Origin of the sequence: Paraburkholderia tropica (genome assembly GCF_014171495.1) — a bacterium.
In the GTDB taxonomy this organism is placed as follows: Bacteria; Pseudomonadota; Gammaproteobacteria; order Burkholderiales; family Burkholderiaceae; genus Paraburkholderia; species Paraburkholderia tropica.
In genome coordinates this window covers 1,920,862-1,937,775 of sequence record NZ_CP049135.1, presented here as the reverse complement: position 1 = coordinate 1,937,775, position 16,914 = coordinate 1,920,862, and the positions used below count along the sequence as shown (strand labels likewise).

Sequence of the window (16,914 nt, the reverse complement as noted above, 5' to 3'; positions counted from 1 at the left end):
GCTTACATCCCGCGCGGCATCTGGCCGGCCGCATGAGCACTGCTCACCCCATCCGCGCGGCTCGCCGGCGCAACGCGCGGATCGCGCTCGCGCAGCATGTCGCGCGTGAGTTGCGCATGTTGACGGCGAAGTTCTCGGTCGTCAGGTCGCGCGTCTGCAATTGCTCGCAGGCCTCGCGCGCCTGCGCCAGCGTGCGGGCCGGATCGTCCACGAGCGCGTTCACGGCGTCGCGCAACTGCTGCGTGTTGAAGGGCTCGACGTAGTACGCGGCCTTATCGTCGAAATAATCTTCGAGTGCGCCCACTTTTGTCACGATCATTGGCTTGCCGACTGCGGCGGCTTCGAGCATCACCGTGATGCCCGAGGCGTGCGTGTTCGGACGCAGCGGCACGACGATGATATCGGCCCACTCATAGAGCGCGTGCTGCTGCTGAAGGCCCGAGACGCGCACGACTTCGACGTTCGGCGCGCGCACTTCGGCGGGAATGCGGCGACGCGTGGCGATACGCACATGGTAGCGCGCGTCGTTGCCGAGCGCGGCGGCGAGCGTGGTCCAGTCGCGGTCGCGATCGTTGCCGATGCCCGCGATACGCACGGGCGTATTCGGCTTCCAGTGCGACGGCGGACGCAGCGGAAAGTCCTGCGTATTGAGGCCGTACAGCACATGGCGCGCGTCGCGGCCGAAGAAGTCGCCGCACAGCGCGGCGTTCTCGCTCGCGAGCGTGGTCAGCAGATCGGCACGCTTGAGCAGACGCTGGTACGCGGCGCGACGCAGCGCGCCGTAACCGGGCCAGCGGTCGAGCAGCCAGACGCTTTGCGCGAGCAGCAGCGGACGCGCGCCGCCCTTCTTCGCATGCATCAGCAGCACGGCGGCCACGGCCAGATGCTCCTGCTCGGTATGCGTCCAGATCACGTCCGCGTCGAGAATCGCGCGGCGATTGCGCCACGCGTGAATCAGATCGAAGCCGAGCGCCGCTTTCAGCGCGCGGCGCGCGAAACGCACCGGCGTGCCTTCGCGCGCGTCTTCGGCGTAATTGAGAGCGAATTCCGCGGATTCCGCGTGATGGTAGCCGTACAGGCAACCGATATTCTCGCCCTTTCGGTAACGGCGCGGATCGGCGCCGTAAAACAGGTGCACGTGGACTTGGGTACCGCTCATTCGAGGTCCTCCGTAAATTCGATTGCAGGCGCGCGGGCGAATCGGCGCTTCGATGCCGATGCATGTCTGCCGCGCGCCGCGTAGCGCGTTCCGTCTGCGCGTTTAGCGTTCGGTGCGTGTCGTGTCGTTCAGACCGGCGCGCGACGCGCCTCGCGCGCGCCGCCGCGCACGGCGCGCCAGCGCGCGAACGCGACGCCGGGCGAGCCCGCGCGCAACGCGCTCAGGCCCGTATGCAGCAGCCCCGGATAAACACGCGTGCCGACCAGCGTCCACCACCACCACGCCGTCTCGCGATGCAGCGGCGGCAGATGGCTGCGCAAAATCAGATGGAAATTGAACGCGGCGTTGCGGATCGACGCGAGCGTCTGCGCATTGCGCGGATCCTCGCCCGGACGCGGCGCCGGATAATGGTCGACAGCCACGCGCGGGTCGTAGACGAGCTTCCAGCCCGCGCGCTTCACGCCCATGCTGAACGCCATGTCGTTGTGCGTCTGCGCGCCCGTGCCGCGCAGACGGCGGTCGAAACGCAGTCCGCCGATCGCCGCGCGCCGGTAGCTCATGTTCGCGCCCTTGAGCAGATCGACTTCGCGCGCCTCGCCCACGCCCAGATGATGATTGCCGACGATGCGGCCCGAGCGCTGCACGCGGCCCACCAGCGGGCGCTCGCCGTCAAGCACGCGGCCTTCTTCGTGAACCCAGTCGCGGCCGCCGAGCGCGCCGAGCTGCGCATCGGCCTCGAAATGCGCGGCGATGCGCGCGACCCAGTCGGCGTGCGGCGCGGCGTCGTCGTCGGTGATCGCGATCACGTCGCCCGTGGCCGCTTCGAGACCGCGATTGAGCGCGGCCACCTGACCCGGTTCCTCGACGCTCGCCACGTCGACGTTGAGCACGCGCGGCGTCACATGTTCGGCGAGGCACGCGTGCGTCGCGGCATCGTCGGCGCGCGCCACCACCACGATCTGATCGGGCGCGCGTTCCTGGCGCAACAACGCCGAGAGGCAGCGCGAGAGATCTTCAGGACGCCTGTACGTCGGTACGAGCACGGTCACTTTCATCGCGTGTTCCCCTTTCATCAGGCGCTCAGATATTCCTGCACGGCGCTGTAGCCATAGCCGTAGCTGCCGCGCGCGCGCGCCGGCACGCCGTTGAAGACGCCGCCCGTCACATGCACGCCCGCGGTGCGCAGACGCTTGAGCGTATCGGCGATTTCGCCTTCGGTATGCATGCCCGAACGCAGCACGAGGAAGGTCGATCCCGCGTGACCGCTGATGATCGCGGCATCGGTCACGGCCAGCACCGGCGGCGTATCGACGAGCAGAATGTCGTAGCGCTTCGCGAGGCCGTCGAGATACTGGCCCAGACGCGGCGACATCAGCAGCTCGGACGGATTCGGCGGACGGCGGCCGCACGAGATGAAGTGCAGGTTGTCCACTTCGGTCGCGCGAATCGCTTCGTCGAGCGAGATCTGACCCGAGAGCAGTTCGGAGAAACCGTTGTCCTGCGGGCCGCCGAGATAGCGCTCAAGCGCGCCGCGGCGCATGTCACCGTCGATCATCAGCACGCGCTTGCCCGAATGCGCGAGCAGCACAGCAAGGTTGGCGGTCATGAAGCTCTTGCCGACGCCCGGCACCGAACCCGTGAGCACGACCACGCGATTGCGCGCGTCCATCACGCTGAACTGCAGCGAGGTGCGCAGCGAACGCAGGCTTTCGACCGTGAGATCCTTCGGCGCGGCGCTCGCGAGCACTTCGCGCAGACGCGTGCCGCCGCGCACCGGCGCGCGCTTTTCGAGCGCCGTCTGTTCGGCCGAGAGCGGCACGAGACCGTAGACGGGAAGCTGGAACGTGCGTTCGATCACGTCCGGATCGACGATGCCCTTGAACATGTTCCGGCGCATCAGCACGAAGCCGGTGCCGAGAATCAGGCCGAGCATCGCGGCCGCCGAAACGATCAGCAGCTTCTTGGGCTTCGACGGCTTGCCCGGACGCATCGCCGGATCGACGATATGCACGTTGCCGCCCGTGCCCACGCGCTGCACCGAGAGTTCCTGAATGCGGTTCAGCAGCAGCACGTAGATGTCTTCCGCCACCTTGGCGTCGCGCTGGAGCTGCACGGCCTTCACTTCGGTCGCGGGCAGATCGCGGAACTTGGTGTCGTACTTGGCGCGCTCGCCCTGCAGTTGCGCGAGCTGCTGGCGCGCCGCGATCAGCACCGGATGCTGGTCGCCGAAACGCTGTTGCAGCGAAGCGATCTGCAATTGCAGCGCGGAAATCTGCTGCTCGTACTGCACGCTGCCATCGAGATAGATCTTCGCTTCGTCGCTGGCGTTGATCGAACCCGACTTGCTTTGATACGCGGTCAGCGCGGCTTCGGCGTTTTCCAGATCGGACTTCAGGCGCGGCTGCTCGCTGCGCAGGAAGTCGAGCATCTTGCTCGCGTCGGCCTGCTTGGTGGCCACGTGCTCGCGCAGATACGACTGCGCAACCGCGTTCGCCACGGCGGCGGCGTGCTCCGGATCGTTGTCTTCGAGCGAGATGTCGATCACGCCCGTCTGCTTGCCCTGCTCCTGCACCTTGATGGCGTTCTGGAACGCCGTGACGGCGTCCAGATCGTTCATGCGCACGACCGTGAAGCGCGTGCCGGGACGCGCCTTCAGCGCGCTCACGAGCATCGTCACGCCGCCGCCCTGCACCTGCTGGCCGACCGTGCCTTCGACGAGACGGCCGCCGTCGGGACCGGAAATCACGAAGCGGTTGTCGTCGAGCGCCGTCAACGTGAGCTTCTTGCCTTCGAGTTCGGGCGCGACGTCGATCGAATCGACAGTCGCCACTTCGCCGCCCCATGCGTAGCTCGTCAGACCGAACCACGGACGCGCGGGGTTGCCCGGCGTCGCGAGACGCGCGGCGAGACTGCCGATCACCGGCAGCGTGACCGGCGAGACCGAGTAGTTCAGCTTGAACTGCTGCACCACCGGCTCGAGCACGCTGCGGCTCTGGATCATCTGGATTTCAGCGTCCGTCGGCAGCGAGCCCTGCTGGCCGTTGGTGATGTTGGCGCCCGACTGCGTTTGCGTGAGCGCCTGCGACGTGTAATCGGCCTGCTCCACGCGCACTTGCGTGTCCGCGGTGTAGACCGGTTTGGCCACGTAGCAGTAGAACACGGCGCAGCCGACCACCACGGCCGCGATCGCGATGAGCCAGCCGATGTCGTCGATGATGACGCGCAGCAACTGGCCGAGGACGACGTCCTCTTCCTCTGTGCGGGCCGCCGGGGCCGCCTGACTGTTGGCTTGAATGCTCACGTTTTCGATCCCGTTTTAAATCGTGTTGCGTGGGAGGAAAGACCTCACGCCCTTAGCGCGTGATCTGCTTCAGGTAGAAGACCGTCTGGACCGTTGGCAGGACCTGCTGCAGCAAGCGGTTGAAGGTCGTCGAGGCCGCCGTACCGACGTACACGACATCCATCGGCTTGAGCTGGAATTGCGACGACAGCATGATCGCGTCCGGCTTCGTCATGTCGAGACGATAGATCTCGGGCTGCGTCGGGTTGTCCTTCATGCCGCGCATCACGAAGATCTGGCGCGGATTCGCGTCGGTGTCGAGAATGCCGCCGGCGGACGTGAGCGCGTCGGCGATCGTCAGCTTGCCGCGAATCATGCCGGTCTGGATCGGCGTCTTCACTTCGCCCATCACGAATATGCGGCTATCCGAACGGTCCGGCACGTTGATGATGTCGCCGTCCTGGAGCATCACGTTCTGCGTCGCGTCGCCCGAATCGAGCATGCGGTTCGCGTCGAGCACATAGAGCTTGCCGTTGCGCGTGAGGCGCACGCGGTTGATGTCGGCGTTGTCGGTGGTGCCGCCCGAGCGCGTGATCGCGTCGACGAGCGACAGCGGCACGTCGCTCATGGCGAGCGGGCCCGGCGTCTTCACGTCGCCGGTCACCTGGATTTTCTGGCTGCGGTAGGCGAGCACGCGCACGTCCACCTGCGGATTCTTGATATACGGACCGAGGCCCGACGCGAGGCGATCGCGCAGCTGCCCCGGCGTCTTGCCCGCCGCCATCACGCGGCCGACGAACGGGAAGTAGATCGTGCCGTCCTTCGCCACGGTCTGACCGTACGGATCGGACTCGCCGGACAGCGCGTTGGTGTACGGCTGCGTGAGTGTCTGCCCCACGGTCTGCGTGGTGTTGCCGCCCTGCGAGAACGTCGAGCCTTGCGGCGTCGAGATTTCCGGGTGGTCGTAGACCGTCACGCCGAGAATGTCCTGCGGCGCGATGTGATACGTGTAATCGGCGGCATTGGCGTACTTCGCGGGCGGCAGATCGACCTGCACGCCCGCGGCGGCCTGGGCCTGCTGCAGGACGAGCTGCGAGGTGATCAGATGCACGTCGTACTGCTGTTGCGGCTGATTGTTCGGCTGCTCTTTCAGGCTCGACGTGTCGAGATAATTGCCCGGTGCGGTCGCGCACGCGGAAACGAAGGCGCTCAACGCCAGCACGGTCATCAGATTGAGTTTCTTCATTGGCATATTCGGCTTAGCCACCCCTTAACCAGACGATCCATCAATTCGAGACTCTCGCGATACGCGGCTTCGTCGAGGCCGTGCGGATCGGAAACGTCCGAGTTCTCCCAATTGCCCAGCGCGAACACCTTCCCGCGCGCGGTCGGCTCGATGCGCTCCACGGCCGCCACCTGGCGGCGCTCCGTGACGAGCACGAGATCGGCGGCGCGCACGAGCTGGCTCGTGAGGCGGCGCGAGCGGTGTTCGCCCACATCCACGCCGCGCTCCGCGAGCAGTCGCTGCATCACCGGATCCATGTCCTCGCCGTCGAGCGCCCGCAGGCCCGCCGAGTGAAACGCGCCTGCATGCGCTTTCGCGTGCTCGCGAAGGCCCGCGCGAAACAGCTGCTCCGCCGCCGGTGAGCGGCAGACGTTCGCGTGACAGACGATCAATACGTCGTTGAACATGGCCGTATGGCTCCTTGTTGCGGCTTGCAGCGTGTGCCGGCGATCAGGCCGTGACACGCGTCTGCGTGACGGCTTCGGCACGCGCGCGGCTCGCCTGCGTGGCGCTCGCGCGACCCACCGCGTGATACTCGAAACCGAGTTCCTGCAGCGCGGGCGGGTCGTACAGATTGCGGCCGTCGAACACGATCGGCGTTTTCAGCTGCGACTTCAGCGTTTCGAAATCGGGCGCCTTGAAGACCTTCCATTCGGTCGCGACCACCAGCGCGTCCGCGCCGTTGGCGGCTTCCATCGCATCCTGCGCATAGCTCAGGCGTTCGAGCTGCTCGGGCGTCTTCGCGAAGTCGAGTTCGATCACGCGCTGCGCTTCCTTGATCGCGACCGGGTCGTACGCGACCACGCGCGCGCCGCGCGCGAGCAATTCGGCGATCAGCGTGCGGCTCGGCGCTTCGCGCATGTCGTCGGTGTTCGGCTTGAAAGCGAGGCCCCAGAGACCGAACGTGCGGCCCGTGAGATCGGAGCCGAAGCGCGTGACGATCTTCTGCGCGAGCACCTGTTTCTGCCCTTCGTTGACGTTCTCGACCGCGCGCAGGATCTGCAGCGGCTCGCCGAAATCTTCAGCGGTGCGCATCAGCGCCTTGACGTCCTTCGGGAAGCACGAGCCGCCGTAACCGCAGCCCGCGTACAGGAAGTCGTAACCGATACGCGGATCGGAACCGATGCCGCGACGCACCGCTTCGATGTCCGCGCCCACGCGATCGGCGAGATTCGCCAGTTCGTTCATGAACGAGATGCGCGTGGCGAGCATGGCGTTGGCCGCGTACTTCGTGAACTCCGCCGAATGCACGTCCATGTAGAGCGTGCGTTCGTGATTGCGGTTGAACGGCGCGTACAGGCGCTTCATGAGTTCGCGCGCGCGTTCGCCGGGCACGTCTTCGTCGCAGCCCAGCACGATGCGGTCGGGGCGCGCGAAGTCTTCCACGGCCGCGCCTTCCTTCAGGAACTCGGGGTTCGAGACCACCGAGAACATGTGGTTTTCGCCGCGCTTGCGCAGCTCGGACGCGATCGCGTCGCGCACCAGCGCCGCGGTGCCGACCGGCACCGTCGACTTGTCGACGATCACCTTGAAGCCCGTCATCGAACGGCCGATGTTGCGCGCCGCCTGCAGCACGTATTGCAGATCCGCAGAGCCGTCTTCGTCGGGCGGCGTGCCCACGGCGATGAACTGCACGTCGCCGTGCGCGACAGCCGCTTCGACATCGGTCGAAAACGTCAGACGGCGCGCGCGACGATTGCGCTCGATGATTTCCTGAAGGCCCGGCTCGTGAATCGGCACGACGCCCTGATTGAGCAGGTCGATCTTGCGCTGGTCCACGTCGAGACAGAACACGTCGTTGCCGATGTCGGCGAGACACGCGCCCGTCACGAGACCCACATAACCGCTGCCAATGATCGTCAGATTCATGCCCACCTCAAATGTAATTGCCTGTTGGTGTTCGCGAGAGCCGCGGCGTCATGAGCACGCCGCGCGCCCGCCGCGCGTCAATATGCGTTCTGTCCTGCGAAGCCTTTCCACATGGTCATGGCGACGATGCGCAGATCGAGCGCGAAGCTCCAGTGCTGCATGTAATGCAGGTCGAAGCGCACGCGGTCGCGCATTTTTTCCACGCGGTCGGTTTCGCCGCGATAGCCGTTGACCTGCGCCCAGCCCGTGATGCCCGGCTTGATGCGATAGCGCGCCATGTAGCCGCGCACGAGGTCCTTGTAGATGTCGTCGTGCGCGAGTGCGTGCGGACGCGGACCGACCACCGACATCTCGCCCTTGAGCACGTTGATGAATTGCGGCAGTTCGTCGAGGCTCGTGCGACGCAGGAAGGCGCCCACGCGCGTCACGCGCGGATCGCCGCGGCGCGCCTGCGTGACCTGGCCCGCGACTTCCGCATGCACCTTCATCGAGCGGAACTTGTAGATCTCGAACTCGTTGCCGTCGAGCCCCTTGCGGCGCTGCTTGAAGAACACCGGACCGCGCGAAGTCAGCTTCACCGCGAGGCCGACCACCGCGAACAGCGGCGCGAGCGCGATCAGCACGCAGCCCGCGAACAGGAAGTCGAACACGCGCTTGGGCATCACGCGCAGATCCGTGACCGGCGAGGCCGCGAGATTGATCGCCGGCACGCCGAGCAGATCGACCACGGGCTGGCTGAAGAACGAGAGACTGCGCACGTCCGGAATGAAGCGGATGTTCACGAAGTCGTTGCGCAGCGCCATCGTGATGCGGTGAATCGTGCGCTCCTTGGTGATGGGCAGCGCGAGCCACATTTCGCGCACGTCGTGTTCGCGTACGAACTCGATCACCGACTGCAGGTCGCGCGCGACCGGCACGCCGTCGAGGAACGCTTCGCCGTCCGCGTCGCTGTCCTCATCGAACACCAGCGCCGGATGAAAGCCCGCCTCGGGACGGCTCTTCATCTGCTCGACGAGAAAGCGCGCATACCGCGGGCTGCCCACCACGGCCACCGCCTTGTGGTTGTAGCCTTCGCGGCGCAGACCGCGCAGCACCATATGCACGAGCGCCTTCGAGACGATCAGGAACGCCACCGACGCGACCACCCAGTATGCGAGCCAGATGCGCGAGAGCGAATCGGCACGGTGGACGCTGAAGCTCAGCAGAATGCCCGTGCACTCCACCGCGACCCACGCGGCGCACACACGCGCGAACAGCACGTAGAGCGACTTGCCGCGCCACGACTGGTAGATGCCGAAGGCGGGGAACATCCAGATCGCCAGCACGCAGTTGAACGCCAGCGCCACGCTCTCCGGGTCAGACAGCGGCGCAAGCCTTCCGTGGTGCAAGGCAGCCGCCAGCAGCGCGCCTGCGGCGATGGCGGCAACGTCGATGATTCTCGCTAGAACGCTCAGCATGTCCGGCACCTCGGGTTGAAAAAAATAAACGACAGCCACGCGTTCTGCGCCATAGCGCACTGCGGGCTGCACGACGGGAATCAGGGAATTTCACGCCAGATTACCCCGGCGTTGATGAAACGGATCCGAATAAACCCTAATAAAGCGCGATAAAAATTCCGCGCGCAAGGTACAAAAGTATCTCCAAATGTTTCGTTGCTAACGATAGGGTTTTTGGCGCATTTTTTCGGCAACGATTGCCGGATAGCCACGCCGGACGGGCCGTTGAGGGGTCGAATTCGCGGCAAAATTTGCCGCTCCGCGCGTCTTTTGCGTCGATTTATTTTTCTGTGCAACGCGCATATCGCCTCTTTTTATTCGAATTTTTGTGCGCAGCGATTTATGACGAATAGCCGACTTTTAATTTAATCCGAATATTTTTCATTTTCTTCTTTACGGCGTGATTTCTGTTGATTTTAAGCATGCTACAAATCGCAGAACCGAAACCCCTTTCAGGAGATCGAGATGACGGATACGGGTTCCGCAACGGCAACGGTGCGAGCGGATCAACCGCAGAATGCGGTACGCAGTGCGCTGCAAGTCTGCCCCGTGGTGCTTGCGGGCGGCTCGGGTTCGCGGTTGTGGCCGCTGTCGCGCGAGCAGTACCCGAAGCAGATGATCAACCTCGTCGGCGAACAGTCGCTGCTCGCGAATACCGCGAGCCGCCTCGATGCGCTCGCTGAGCGCGTCACGCTCGCCGACAAGTTGATGATCGTGTGCAACGAGGAGCATCGCTTCACGACCGCCGAGCAGGTGCGCGCGGCCGGCAAGGAAGCGAAGCTGATTCTCGAACCGCTCGCGCGCGACACCGCGCCGGCGCTCACCATCGCGGCGCTGTCCGTGGTGGCCGAGCAGCAGGACGGCATTCTCGTCGTGATGCCCGCCGACCATGCGCTAGCCGACCTCGATGCGTTCCAGGCCGCGGTCGCCGACGGCGTGCGCCACGCGGCCAGCGGCCAGATCGTGACGATGGGCATCGTGCCCACGCGCCCCGAAACGGGCTACGGCTACATTCACGTGGGCGAGCCGGTCGCGAACGGCGAAGAGCAAGGCGCGCGACGCCTGAACGGCTTCGTCGAAAAGCCCTATTTCGAACTGGCGCAGCAGTACGTCTCGTCGCAACGCTATTGGTGGAACAGCGGCATCTTCATCGTGCGCGCGAGCACGTGGCTCAAGGCCATTCGCCACTTCCACCCCGCGATTCACGAAGCGTGCACGGCGGCCGTCGAGCACGGCAAGTCCGATGGCGACTTCTTCCGCGTGGACCGCGAAGCCTTCGAGCGTTCGCCGGCGAATTCGATCGACTACGCGGTGATGGAGCCGCTCTCGGGCGATCCGAGCGTGGCGAGCGGCGTGGTCGTGCCGCTCACGGCGGGCTGGACCGATCTCGGTTCGTGGGACACCGTCTGGCAAGTCTCCGACAAGGACGACGCGGGCAACGTGGCGCAAGGCGAAGTGATGTTCGAAGGCGCCAACGACACGTTCGCGCATTCGGACGGCCGCCTGATCGCGTGTCTGGGCACCGAGAATCTGGTGGTGATCGAAACCGCCGACGCTGTGCTCGTGGCCGACCGTTCGCGCGCGCAGGACGTGAAGAAGATCGTCCAGCGCCTGAAGACGCAACGCCGCAGCGAAGCCGTGGCGCACCGCCTCGTGCATCGTCCGTGGGGTCATTACGACAGCGTCGACAGCGGCGAACGCTTCCAGGTGAAGCGCATCGTCGTCGAGCCGGGCGCGCGTCTGTCACTGCAGATGCACCATCATCGCGCCGAACATTGGGTCGTCGTGCGCGGCACGGCGCTCGTCACGCGCGGCGAGGAACGCTTCATCGTTTCGGAGAACGAATCGGCGTACATTCCGCTCGGCGTATCGCATCGACTTGAGAATCCGGGCAAGATGCCGCTCGAAATCATCGAGGTGCAGTCGGGCTCCTACCTCGGCGAAGACGACATCGTGCGTCTCGAAGACGTGTACGGACGCCAGTGATGCTCATGCATGGCCGGTGCTGCTGAAGCACCGGCCATGCGGCATGCGGTCAGGATAGCGACAGCAGCAACAGAAGTGACAGAAGCAACAGCGGCAGCAACGAGGACGGGGCGTCGGCAACAACCGAACGCCCTGCCATGGCGGAGACACGACGAAACGCTGTAGCAGCCCAACGAACGGAATCACGAACGGTCGTGCTGCTACGGCGTTTTGCCAAAGACGGTGATGCGAGACATGTACGCAACGCAGTGTGCTACGACACGCGCGACGCATTCAATTGCGGCGTCGATGACTGAGTTGATAGCAGCGTCGATTGCAGCGGCGATTACAGCAATGAAGCCAGGCGAACGCGCGGATCGCTCCGCGGTGGCGGCTGGCGCGCGGTCGAACGCGCGCCGGCGCCTGTCTGACACGGTACTAGCCCAGATGCGTGCGGTAACGCGAGACGTGCACGCGGCGCTCGGCGCTGGAATCGCAGGGATCGACGCTCGCACGCAAGGGCGTGCTCGCGGTGAAACGCTGCATGGGCGCCAGCCGCACACTGCCGGCCGCGCTGCGCGTGATCACGCCATTCGTGCTTCGCGTCGTGCTCAGCGCCGTGGTTTGCGCGCCCGCTTCGCTAGCCGCTTCCGATGCGACGCTGCTGCCCGGTTCAGCCGCGGACGTGGCCGCCTCCGGTTCGATTTCGCCTTCGCGCTCGACCCATTGACGGGCCCAGTCGAATGCGAAATTGCGCGCGCTATCGGCGTCTTCGAACGGCGGCCCGATCAACCCCGAACGTTCGAGACGCTTGCCATCCTTGAGGATTTCCACGGCCGCGCGGTACATATTGTTGCGCGACGTTTCCACGCTCAGGTGCATGGCGTAGCCGTCCCATTCCACGATCTGCGTGGCTTCGACGATGGCGTTGGTCCAGAGCGGACCGGCGTCGACGTCGAGACCCTCTTCGAAGCGGGCTTCGACGGGCATGGCGGCCTGGTTAGCTGTCCGAACGGCGCTCTGCGCGAGCGGCATGCTCACGCGCGTGGCCGTGGCGCTCGAGTCTGCCTGGGGCGGCACGAGGCCCGCGCCAGGCACGCGCGGACGCGTTGGCGCAGGCTGCGCCGCACGCGCCTGCTGGCTGCGTGTTGTGGCGTGCGTCTGCGCACTCGTGATCGCTTCGTCCAGACGCGCGAGCTGGCGCGTCATGCTCTCGATCGGATTGGCCAGCGGCGTCTCGGCGATCGAAGCCGGCGCCTGCCAGGCCTCGGGGCTCTTCCAGTAGACGGCCGGCAGGCCGTCGTCCTCGACAGCTTCCTCGACCGCAACGGCCACGGCCTGAACGGCCTGGGCCTCCTGCACGACCGGCTGGGCCGGCACGGGCTCGGGCACATAGACGAAGTTACGCCCGCGCTGCGCAAGCAGTGCGACCAGTTCGCCCAGCGTGCCGGTCACGTGCCATTCCTCGAAACGGCGGCGGCATGTCGGTCCGGACGGATAACGCGCGGGCAGCCGCGACCAGGACTCACCTGTCGTGAGAATCCACAATACGGCGTTGGCGACCACACGCGGCTCGGCGCGGGGGCGGCCGCGCCGGTTGAGCCGAATAGGCGGTTCATCGGATACGAGCGAGGACACCAACATCCACTCGTCGTCGCTCAGTTCATCGAAATTCATGCTTTTCTCCACGCAGCCGGACCGGGGCTGCAGTGACTGAGACGTCGCTCGCGAATCTTTGCTGTTCGCGTTGACGTGCTCGGTTGCACCATATGTTTATATGTCATGTCCGTTTGCGTCACCGACTGCACGAAGGCAGTGCGCGTGTTCACGGTATTGACGCAAAGAACGTGGTCTCACTCGTGCAAGGGAGAATTTGTGCAGGAAGCATACCACCTGAAACCAGCCGATGAGGAGGCCCGTAATAAGTGTTACGGTTAGAAACAAAGTATCGCTTTGTGCGGCAAATTGCAGCCTTACCGCTCGCTAAAAACGCCCTGTTTTTCTGCCATCGCACGCAATTTAGCGCCTCATCCGCGCATCGCGTGGCAGCCCCGTCGACCGGATTCTTTCACGACTCGCTTCGTGTGCCAATGCATTAATTCGAATTGAATCGAATTCAATGAATTCGAATTAAATCGAATCGAATTGCATCATCACCCGCTTTTCTCTTTTCGATGTTGTGCCCGCAACAAATGACATGGCGATGAAACCGCCGCGCTTGATGGGTTGCACCTGCGCACATCATGCCGCACAGATTGAAACACGGCACTCATCACCCTGATGCGAACGCGGTGACATGCGTCCGGACGCAATCCGGAAGCAATTCGACGCGCCGGAATCATGCGGCCACGCTCGAAAAGCCGCGAAACGAATCCGTCTATAGTACGAAGGCCACGAACATCATGGAGAACTGGGTATGCAAACATCAGCACCGCGCAACGCCGGCTCGCACCGGCCGCTTCGACTGCATCGACTGCATCGACTGCATCGACTGCTGATACCCGCCGGCGTGGCCGTCGCCGCGCTGCTCGCGCCGTGGGGCGCCGCCCAGGCGCAGCTCGGCAATCTGCTCAACCAGGGCGGCAACAGCGGTTCGACTTCGGGCGCGCTCGGCAACCTCGGCGGCCTCGGCAGTTCCCTCTCGGGATCGTCGGTCACCTCGGGCAGTCTCGGCAACGTCACGGGTGTGCTGCAATACTGCATCAAGAACAATTACCTGAATGCCGACGCCGCGAGCAACGTCAAAGACTCGCTGCTCAGCAAACTGCCCGGCGGCGCATCCACCAGCGATAGCGGCTATCAGCAGGGCAGCAACGGCATTCTCACGACAAGCAGCGGTCAGAAGCTCGACCTGTCCGGCGGCGGCCTCAAGGACGCCGCCACGAAGCAGGTTTGCGACATGATCCTGAGTCAGGCCAAGTCGATGCTCTGATCGACGCTCGTACGCCGGACGGCCGCGCTCATGTGCACGCACGACGCGGCCGCCTGCGCCGCAGGACCTTCTTTGCAAGAATGTGCGGCGCGGCGCAGAAGTGCGCAATTAGTATGCCGCGACGGTTTGAAACGCTTGAACACCGGCCCGGTTTGGGTGTCGAATGAGTTGTACGGTTTTCAAGCGTCCTGAGCTCATGCCATGAATCCGCGCCTCGCCCGCCTCGCCCCTTTGCTGTCGTGGTTCGCCTTCGTCTGCGCCTTATGCGCGGGGCTGGCCGCACTGCTGGTTCCGCTTTCCGTCAAAGCGCAGCCGCAGGACGAGCATTTCGACTGCAAGTCGAATCCCCACGCATTTATTGCATCGCTGATTGAAGAAAAGTCGATCGAAGCGCAGCCCAGCCGCGTGGAAGCCAATTCGGTGAATGCGTTCCGACCCGTGCACGGCAGCCGTTTGAGCGCGTTCGGCTTTCCGGTTTATGTCGTGATCGGTTATGCGCAGGACGATGATTTATTCCGCCGCGGCGCCGGAAAGGAAATCCCTGCGCCGCTCTATGGCGTCGTAGTGTCGGCGCCGGCGGAATCGGTACGCACGCGACTACGCGAAGCCGATAGCGACGCCACCGTGCATTCGGTCGTGCCGCTACTGCTCACTGCCATCGTGTGCGGCGGTTGAATAACAATCTTTCTTGCGTGAAAGGAATGCACGCGAAACGGCCGGGCCAAACCGCGCGGCTCGCGCGCGTTTTGGCATTGAGCTCAATTCAATCAGCCTGAAAAGAACGCCAGCGCGCCGAGCACCACGCCCACCGCGCCCACGCCGAGCGAGCCGCGCAGCAGCCATTTGCTGCGCGTGAGCAGCGTAATCGCCGTCAACGCGATGGAAATCTGAATCAGCGTGGTGGCCTGCGCCCAGCGATGATGGCCGTGCAGGAGTTTTTCGCTGCGCACATCGTCTTCTTCGACCTGCTTTTCCAGCGCTTCGGCTTTCGCGCGAATCGGTTCCTTTTGCTGACGATAACGATCCGCGTCAGCGGCGAAACGACGCTGCGCATCGCCCGCATTCGGCGCGAGCGCGGACAGCGACGCGCCGAGTTCAGCGAGATTCTGCTTTTCGCCCTTCGCCTGGTAATACGCCCATTGATTCGCCGCTTCGGTTTTGTGAATCGCCGCTTCGTTCTTGTAATAGAGCGCGAGGTTTTCGCTGTTGCCGCTCTGATACGCGAGAATCGCGCCGATCGAGGCGAGAATTGCGGTCATGACCGCCATGCGGCTCGGGAACGGATCGCGGCCGCCTTCGCCGTGGCTTTCGTGGCCGCCGTGCCCATGACCGGCGGCCGCATGCTCGACCGCGTGATCGTGCGGTCCATGCACTTCATACTCTTCAGACATCCAACGACTCTCCGGTGTGACTGGCTGCATGTTTTTCTGACGCGCTTGCGCGCGCCGGAGGCTCAATTATCGTGAGCGCGCGGCCGTTGTCCAGTATTCGAAATGCATGTCGATACAAGAAAGAGAAACGCATCATTTCGAAAGCTATTCGCAAGATCAATCGTCTATCAATAGACGATGCGTTTAGCATGCTGCGGCGCATTCATTATGTACGCCGTTTGCTAACGAAGCTGGCGCGTTGCGTTGAGGCATTTTTTTCCGCGCCGCCACATCCTTATCACGCTCTGGATTGCGTTGGGCGCAGCGGCCTCGCCGCGCGCCCGGAGCACGCCATGCCGGCAGACGACGCAGCCGATTCGCTCGGCAGCCTGATCGACGCGATCTACGACGCGGGGCTCGACGCGCGCCGCTGGCCGGCCCTGCTTGCGCGCCTCGCCCGGCGTATCGGCGCGACGTACGTGAACCTGAGCGTGCTCGCACCGGACGAGGCGCTGCCGCTCGCCGACTGGAACGGTATCGAAAGCGGCTTTGCCCGCCGTTACGCGCAGCATTACGGCGCGCTCGATCCGCTCGTGCCGCAGGTGCGCCGCTGGCCGGCGGGCACGCTCGTGACGGACACGATGATCCGTCCGCAAACCGCGCATGCCAGCAGCGAATTCGTGCAGGACTGGGTACGCCCGCAGCGCATTCACACGGTCGCGTTCGCCAGCGTGATGCGCGAGGACGGCGTGACGGCCGTGCTCGGCGCGCTGCGTCATACGCCGCGTTTCTACGCCGACGATGAACTCGACGTACTGCGCGCGCTGCTGCCGCATCTGCGCAACGCCATCCGCGTGCAACGTCGCGTGACGCAGAGCCTGCAGAGCACGTCACACCCGCCAGCCGATCCGCTCGCGGCGCTCGACGCCTTCGATGCGCTCGACAGCCTCGCGCAATGCGTGCTGATCGCCGACCGCGACGCGCACGTGGTATTCGCCAACCGTGCGGCGAGCGCGCTGCTCGCGCAGGCGCGCGGCCTGCGCGAAGAACGCCAGGGGCTATGCGCGCCGACGCTCGATGCCACGCAGCGCTTGCGCGCGATGATCGCGCGCGCGTCGTCCAGCGAGTCGGGCACACGCGCGGGCGGCGCGATGCTGATTGAACGCGCGGCGCACGACGCGCCGCTGCAGGTGCTGGTCGCGCCGCTGGGTACGCATCGCGTCATCGAGGGCGCCACGGCCGTCTCGCGGCGCGGCACGGCCATGCTGGTGATAACCGATCCGCAGGCCGCGCGGCGCGGCGTGGAGCAGCGTCTGATCGCCCTGTTCGGACTCACGCCCGCCGAGGCGCGCGTGGCAGGCGAAGTCGGCAAAGGTCATGAGCCGCGTGACATCGCCGCGACCTTGCAGATCATGCCGTCGACCGTGCGCACGCATCTGCATCACGTCTTTGCGAAAACGGCCACGCGCCGTCAGGGCGATCTCATGCGTCTGCTCGAACAGATCGCGCTGACGCGCGGCGATTGAATAGCGCGATCGACCCTAAAAAAAGCGGCGTA

Annotated in this window: 12 protein-coding genes and 1 pseudogene; 4 read left to right on the top strand and 9 right to left on the bottom strand. The window is 64.7% G+C overall.

The window, feature by feature from the left end:
* Positions 1-2 precede the first annotated feature (2 nt).
* From G5S35_RS23490 to G5S35_RS23460, 7 genes and pseudogenes are all read right to left on the bottom strand, one after another.
* Positions 3-1,159, bottom strand: a pseudogene (locus tag G5S35_RS23490) (glycosyltransferase).
* A 128-nt stretch (positions 1,160-1,287) separates the two neighbouring features.
* Positions 1,288-2,214: a glycosyltransferase family 2 protein gene (locus G5S35_RS23485; protein ID WP_183039114.1), complete on the bottom strand. Its 927-nt coding sequence runs from the start codon at positions 2,212-2,214 to the stop codon at positions 1,288-1,290.
* Positions 2,215-2,231: 17 nt separating this feature from the next.
* Positions 2,232-4,460, bottom strand: coding sequence for a polysaccharide biosynthesis tyrosine autokinase (locus G5S35_RS23480; RefSeq protein WP_065065378.1), 2,229 nt, complete (start codon positions 4,458-4,460; stop codon positions 2,232-2,234).
* Between the two features lie 52 nt (positions 4,461-4,512).
* The gene (locus G5S35_RS23475; RefSeq protein WP_065065379.1) at positions 4,513-5,685 is read right to left on the bottom strand and encodes a polysaccharide biosynthesis/export family protein; all 1,173 of its coding nucleotides are present in this window, start codon (positions 5,683-5,685) and stop codon (positions 4,513-4,515) included.
* Entirely contained in the window at positions 5,682-6,131 is a 450-nt protein-coding gene (locus G5S35_RS23470) for an arsenate reductase/protein-tyrosine-phosphatase family protein (protein WP_065065380.1), read from the bottom strand. Before G5S35_RS23470 ends, G5S35_RS23475 begins: the two co-directional genes overlap by 4 nt.
* A gap of 43 nt (positions 6,132-6,174) precedes the next feature.
* On the bottom strand, positions 6,175-7,593 hold the full coding sequence (locus G5S35_RS23465) for a UDP-glucose dehydrogenase family protein (RefSeq protein ID WP_074982425.1): 1,419 nt from the start codon (positions 7,591-7,593) through the stop codon (positions 6,175-6,177).
* Positions 7,594-7,670: 77 nt separating this feature from the next.
* Positions 7,671-9,050: an undecaprenyl-phosphate glucose phosphotransferase gene (locus G5S35_RS23460; protein ID WP_065065477.1), complete on the bottom strand. Its 1,380-nt coding sequence runs from the start codon at positions 9,048-9,050 to the stop codon at positions 7,671-7,673.
* Positions 9,051-9,554: 504 nt separating this feature from the next.
* Between G5S35_RS23460 and G5S35_RS23455 the strand changes: the two genes are divergently transcribed.
* Positions 9,555-11,075, top strand: a complete 1,521-nt coding sequence (locus G5S35_RS23455; protein WP_065065382.1) for a mannose-1-phosphate guanylyltransferase/mannose-6-phosphate isomerase — start codon at positions 9,555-9,557, stop codon at positions 11,073-11,075.
* A 417-nt stretch (positions 11,076-11,492) separates the two neighbouring features.
* Here the strand turns inward: G5S35_RS23455 and G5S35_RS23450 are convergent, their stop codons facing one another.
* Positions 11,493-12,731 (bottom strand): transposase, encoded by a 1,239-nt coding sequence (locus G5S35_RS23450; RefSeq protein ID WP_183039113.1) that lies wholly within the window; start codon positions 12,729-12,731, stop codon positions 11,493-11,495.
* Positions 12,732-13,470: 739 nt separating this feature from the next.
* Here G5S35_RS23450 and G5S35_RS23445 point away from each other — a divergent pair.
* Positions 13,471-13,986 carry a DUF2501 domain-containing protein gene (locus G5S35_RS23445; protein WP_183039112.1) on the top strand — a complete coding sequence of 172 codons (516 nt, stop codon included), beginning with the start codon at positions 13,471-13,473 and terminating at the stop codon, positions 13,984-13,986.
* Between the two features lie 201 nt (positions 13,987-14,187).
* Positions 14,188-14,661, top strand: coding sequence for a hypothetical protein (locus tag G5S35_RS23440; RefSeq protein WP_110326852.1), 474 nt, complete (start codon positions 14,188-14,190; stop codon positions 14,659-14,661).
* Positions 14,662-14,753: 92 nt separating this feature from the next.
* Here the strand turns inward: G5S35_RS23440 and G5S35_RS23435 are convergent, their stop codons facing one another.
* Entirely contained in the window at positions 14,754-15,377 is a 624-nt protein-coding gene (locus G5S35_RS23435; protein ID WP_065065385.1) for a DUF4337 domain-containing protein, read from the bottom strand.
* A gap of 332 nt (positions 15,378-15,709) precedes the next feature.
* On the opposite strand from G5S35_RS23435, the gene G5S35_RS23430 reads away from it, so the two are divergent.
* The gene (locus tag G5S35_RS23430; RefSeq protein WP_183039111.1) at positions 15,710-16,882 is read left to right on the top strand and encodes a helix-turn-helix transcriptional regulator; all 1,173 of its coding nucleotides are present in this window, start codon (positions 15,710-15,712) and stop codon (positions 16,880-16,882) included.
* The last annotated feature ends 32 nt before the right edge of the window (positions 16,883-16,914 follow it).

Coding starts and splice junctions, on each gene's coding strand:
- G5S35_RS23440 (WP_110326852.1), top strand. CDS start 14,188: ATGAATCCGCGCCTCGCCCGCCTCGCCCCTTTGCTGTCGTGGTTCGCC.
- G5S35_RS23450 (WP_183039113.1), bottom strand. CDS start 12,731: ATGAATTTCGATGAACTGAGCGACGACGAGTGGATGTTGGTGTCCTCG.
- G5S35_RS23465 (WP_074982425.1), bottom strand. CDS start 7,593: ATGAATCTGACGATCATTGGCAGCGGTTATGTGGGTCTCGTGACGGGC.
- G5S35_RS23430 (WP_183039111.1), top strand. CDS start 15,710: ATGCCGGCAGACGACGCAGCCGATTCGCTCGGCAGCCTGATCGACGCG.
- G5S35_RS23455 (WP_065065382.1), top strand. CDS start 9,555: ATGACGGATACGGGTTCCGCAACGGCAACGGTGCGAGCGGATCAACCG.
- G5S35_RS23445 (WP_183039112.1), top strand. CDS start 13,471: ATGCAAACATCAGCACCGCGCAACGCCGGCTCGCACCGGCCGCTTCGA.
- G5S35_RS23470 (WP_065065380.1), bottom strand. CDS start 6,131: ATGTTCAACGACGTATTGATCGTCTGTCACGCGAACGTCTGCCGCTCA.
- G5S35_RS23485 (WP_183039114.1), bottom strand. CDS start 2,214: ATGAAAGTGACCGTGCTCGTACCGACGTACAGGCGTCCTGAAGATCTC.
- G5S35_RS23475 (WP_065065379.1), bottom strand. CDS start 5,685: ATGAAGAAACTCAATCTGATGACCGTGCTGGCGTTGAGCGCCTTCGTT.
- G5S35_RS23435 (WP_065065385.1), bottom strand. CDS start 15,377: ATGTCTGAAGAGTATGAAGTGCATGGACCGCACGATCACGCGGTCGAG.
- G5S35_RS23460 (WP_065065477.1), bottom strand. CDS start 9,050: ATGCTGAGCGTTCTAGCGAGAATCATCGACGTTGCCGCCATCGCCGCA.